The organism is Pedobacter sp. HMWF019 (assembly GCF_003061025.1).
Lineage (GTDB): Bacteria > Bacteroidota > Bacteroidia > Sphingobacteriales > Sphingobacteriaceae > Pedobacter.
The window spans coordinates 6,583-10,978 of sequence record NZ_QAIL01000457.1 but is presented as its reverse complement, the minus strand read 5'-3'; the positions used below and the strand labels follow the sequence as shown (position 1 = coordinate 10,978).

Genomic DNA, 4,396 nt, shown 5'->3' with positions numbered 1-4,396 from the left:
ACATTGCAATGTAAAGTTTTACATAAAGATGGATTAATTTTGAAGTATTCTAAAACTTTTTCAAGCCTCTATTTGTATTCGCTCAAAAAACAAATATCTGGTTAGCAAATCCGATCCGTAATTTTATAAAAAAAGGGCGTTCAATTATCAATTGAACGCCCTTTTTTTAGGATATAACTTCGTTTATAATTCTGCTTTAATTTTCAAAGCTGCAGCTTCCAGCTCTTCCTGGCTCGGTTTCAACTTCTCTCTGCTGAAATTCATATCACTCACATTATTCATTGGAATCAAATGAATATGCACGTGAGGTACTTCGAGTCCGATCACCGCCATTCCAACTTTTACACATGGAAATGCCTTCTTTAAACCCTGTGCTACAATTTTAGCAAATAATGTTAATCCAAAATAGCTCTCTTCATCCATGTCAAAAATATAATCGATTTCTTTTTTGGGGATGACGAGTACGTGCCCCATCGTGAGTGGGCTCACATCTAAAAAGGCCAGGAATTCCGTTGTTTCTGCTACAATATGTGCCGGAATTTCGCGATTAACAATTTTTGAAAATATACTTGCCATAACTTATCAATTATCTGCTGATCTCCAAAATTTCAAATTCAATTTTACCTGCAGGAACCTGGATTTCTGTTTTATCACCTACAGATTTACCCAATAATCCTTGCGCGATCGGCGATTTCACAGAAATCTTTCCTGTTTTAAGATCAGCCTCTGACTCTGCAACCAATTGATAGGTCATAGTTGCTCCGTTTTTTACATTTTTGATCTTCACGATAGACAGAGCCAAAACCTTTGATGTATCCAATTTAGATTCATCAATCAGTCTTGCGGTAGACAAGGTAGTTTCTAGTTTCGCTATTTTCGCTTCATGCAAGCCTTGTGCTTCTTTGGCTGCATCATATTCTGCATTTTCAGAAAGATCTCCTTTATCCCTTGCTTCCGCAATTTGCTTGGATATCATTTGTCTTCCTGTAGTCTTTAAATAATGTATTTCCTGTTTTAATTTTTCCAGACCATCATTGGTATAATATGTAACATCTGTCATAGCTCGATTAATTTATATTTATTATACTATACTGTTTAGCTCATTAAAAGGGACCAATCCGCACTGATTATTTTACCTACCTGAACGGGGTTCCTCTAAAATACAAACAAGACTACATCGGCATTAAGCCTACATAGTCTTGCTTCAATTAAAACGAAGATAACAGCCAATTCTTATAAAAGCAAATCTTTTCCGTGAAATATGATCTGGAGGTAAAAAATAAGATATAAAGGCCGCTCATCTCTCCATTACCGCATTTTTTCCCTAATTTTAAAATACGTTAACCCATTATTATGCACAAAAAACTATTCAACACGCTGGTCTTCATCGTGCTGGGAACTTATTCTTTAAGCGCTCAGGATTTATACATGCCCCGCAACATCAGGAATGCTTACGACAAAGAAACCCGTTCCATGGATGGCAGACCAGGTAAACAATACTGGCAAAACCACGGCAAGTATGCTATTAATGTAACCGTGACCCCTCAGACAAAAACCGTTAGCGGAACAGAAAAAATCGATTATACCAACAACAGCAAGGATACTTTAAAAGTATTGGCCATCCGGTTTGTAAACAATATTCATAAACCTGAAGCTCCAAGATCAGGCTATGTAAGCCCAGATTTTTTGAGCACTGGACTAATTATCACATCCTTCGAGGTAAACGGGCAAAGATACCAGCTTGACACCAAAGGCTGGGGAACAGTTGAAGATGTCAAATTAAAAACACCCCTTGCTCCCGGACAAACAGCCAGCCTGAACATAGACTGGAATTACCCACTTTCTAAACAAAGCGGACGAGAAGGTCAGATTGACAGCACAACATATTTTGCAGCTTACGCATATCCAAGAGTATCTGTATACGACGATTATAACGGTTGGGACAGGCTCCCGCATTCTGACAGAGGCGAATTTTATAATGATTTCAACGACTATATATTATCTGTTAAGGCACCTAAGAACTATGTGGTATGGGCCACTGGAGATCTGCTGAATCCGGACGAAGTGCTGCAACCAGCTTTTGCCGAAAAACTTAAGAAATCCTACCAGTCTGACGAGGTAACTCATATGGCTACTGCAGAGGAAATGAGAAAAGGTCTTGTTACGAAACAAAACAATTGGAATACCTGGAAGTTTGAGGCGAAAAACATCAGTGATGTTACTTTTTCTTTAAGCAACCATTATATATGGGATGCAGGTAGTGTGATTGTTGACGAAAAGACCGGCAGGAGAGCAAGTGTACAGTCTGCCTATAATGAAACTGCAAAAGATTTCACCTTCATGGTGGACTTTGGAAAAAAGGCCTTGCATTGGTTTTCCAGGAATTGGCCCGGAATCCCCTATCCCTTTTCGAAAATGACCTCTTTTCAAGGTTTTGCCGACATGGAATACCCAATGATGGTAAACGATTCAAGTACACCTGACCCTGGCTTCTCTCAATTTGTATTAAATCATGAAGTTGCCCACACCTATTTTCCATTCTATATGGGAATCAATGAAACCCGCTATGCTTTTATGGATGAGGGATGGGCCACCACACTCGAATATCTGATTGGAATAGACCAGATTGGAAAAGAAGCTGCCGATCGGGCCTATCAGGATTTCAGGGTGAAACGATGGATCTTTGACCCGTCTGGTGAAGAGGATCAGCCTGTAATTTCTCAATCTACACAAGTATCCGGTTTGGGATACGGCAACAACTCCTATGTAAAACCTTCGCTTGCTTACCTTGGGTTAAAAGATATGCTGGGTGAGGAAACTTTCAAGAAAGCGCTTCATGTATATATGGAACGTTGGAATAGCAAACATCCTATTCCCTGGGATTTCTTTTATTCGATAAATGACGCGACCAAACAGGATTTAAACTGGTACTGGAACAACTGGTTTTTCAGCAACAACTATATTGATCTGGCGATTGAAAAGGTGACTATTAAAGGCAATAGTTATAATATCTCTATAAAAAATATTGGGGGATTTGCTATTCCTTTTGATGTCAAAGTTACTTATGCAGATGGCAAAGAATCTGTACTGCACCAAACACCCGCCATTTGGAAAAACAACCAGAAAATGACAGCTGTTCAGATCAATGCGACTGGTAAAATTCAGTCTATATTAATCGACGGAGGTATTTTTATGGATGCCAGACCGGCCGACAATAAATGGAAATAATTCCTGTTAAGATTAGGGCTTAGAGTCCTAATCTTAACTCTTCCAGCTTCTGACCCAGCACCTCTGAAATCTTCCTATAGGAATCAAAAGTCCATCCACCTACATGCGGTGTCAAAAGAATTTTTCCCGAAGCCACCAATTCCCGATACCAATTCTGCTGTGCGAGCGGAGGAAACTTTTCCGTTTCCAGAACGTCTAGTGCTGCAGCAATAATCTTTTTATTCTCTATGGCTTTCAAAACTGAAGCTGTGCTGACAATTTCGCCTCTTGCTGTATTGATGAAAAAGAAGGGCTTTCTAAAATGAAAAAAATACTCATCATTGACCATTTGCCGGGTTTCTGAAGTTAAAGGAATATGCAAACTCAATACATCGCTGTGCTTTACTATTTCCTCCATACTCACCTCCCTCGCATAAGCATCAGAAAATCCAGTTTTGTATTTATCATAAGCAATTACATTGACTTCAAAGCCGGAAAGCTTTTTAGCAAAACTCTGCCCCATAAAACCATAGCCAATAATCCCGACAGTCTTTCCTTTTAACTCCCAGCCACGGTTACCTTCTCTGTCCCAGGTACCCTGACGAATTTCAGTATCAGCTTTTTGAAAATTATTCATCATAGACAGCAGCATTCCTGTAGCATGCTCACCAACAGCATCTCTATTACCTTCGGGGGCATTGATCAATTGTATACCTTTCGCGCTGGCATAAACTTCATCGATATTATCCAGGCCCGCACCAGCTCTGGCTACAAATCTAAGATTTGGGGCCGCATCCATCAATTCCTGGTCTATCCTGAACTTGGTACGTACTGCTATACCGGTATATTGCGAGATCACAGATAAGGTATCAGTCCGGCTGATCAAGGGTTGATCATCAACACCATAACCCAGCTCCATTGCTTTTTCTTTAAACACCGGATGAAGGTCGTCAACAATTAATATTTTAGGATTCATTACAAATTAAACTAAGCTGTTGTGGTCATTAAAGCAGTAAGATGTTGTGTCAGAAGGATAAAATCCTCTACGCTGAGTTGCTCGGCCCGTTTATCGAAAAAAGGATGATTATCCATTTTATCTTTGGGAATAGTTCCGGAAAGTGCGTTTCTCAAAGTTTTTCTCCTTTGGTTGAAGCCCCCTTTAACCGTACGCCAGAACAGCTTTTCATCG

General features: G+C 39.7%; 4 protein-coding genes and 1 pseudogene. 1 reads left to right on the top strand and 4 read right to left on the bottom strand.

Annotation, left to right across the window (positions count from 1 at the left end):
* Positions 1–183: 183 nt before the first annotated feature.
* Both DBR11_RS24205 and greA read right to left on the bottom strand, forming a co-directional pair.
* Positions 184–576, bottom strand: a complete 393-nt coding sequence (locus DBR11_RS24205; RefSeq protein ID WP_108555161.1) for an HIT family protein — start codon at positions 574–576, stop codon at positions 184–186.
* 10 nt (positions 577–586) lie between these two features.
* On the bottom strand, positions 587–1,060 hold the full coding sequence (gene greA / locus DBR11_RS24200) for a transcription elongation factor GreA (protein WP_108555160.1): 474 nt from the start codon (positions 1,058–1,060) through the stop codon (positions 587–589).
* A 293-nt stretch (positions 1,061–1,353) separates the two neighbouring features.
* Here greA and DBR11_RS24195 point away from each other — a divergent pair, with 293 nt between their 5' ends.
* Positions 1,354–3,228, top strand: a complete 1,875-nt coding sequence (locus tag DBR11_RS24195; RefSeq protein ID WP_108555159.1) for a M1 family metallopeptidase — start codon at positions 1,354–1,356, stop codon at positions 3,226–3,228.
* 19 nt (positions 3,229–3,247) lie between these two features.
* Here DBR11_RS24195 and DBR11_RS24190 read toward each other — a convergent pair whose 3' ends face one another.
* Together DBR11_RS24190 and DBR11_RS30335 are read right to left on the bottom strand one after the other, a co-directional pair.
* A complete protein-coding gene (locus tag DBR11_RS24190) occupies positions 3,248–4,183 on the bottom strand; it encodes an NAD(P)-dependent oxidoreductase (protein ID WP_108555158.1) in 936 nt (311 codons plus the stop codon).
* A gap of 11 nt (positions 4,184–4,194) precedes the next feature.
* Positions 4,195–4,396 (bottom strand): annotated as a pseudogene (locus tag DBR11_RS30335) (16S rRNA (adenine(1518)-N(6)/adenine(1519)-N(6))-dimethyltransferase); the annotation flags it as partial.

Coding starts and splice junctions, on each gene's coding strand:
- DBR11_RS24190 (WP_108555158.1), bottom strand. CDS start 4,183: ATGAATCCTAAAATATTAATTGTTGACGACCTTCATCCGGTGTTTAAA.
- greA (WP_108555160.1), bottom strand. CDS start 1,060: ATGACAGATGTTACATATTATACCAATGATGGTCTGGAAAAATTAAAA.
- DBR11_RS24195 (WP_108555159.1), top strand. CDS start 1,354: ATGCACAAAAAACTATTCAACACGCTGGTCTTCATCGTGCTGGGAACT.
- DBR11_RS24205 (WP_108555161.1), bottom strand. CDS start 576: ATGGCAAGTATATTTTCAAAAATTGTTAATCGCGAAATTCCGGCACAT.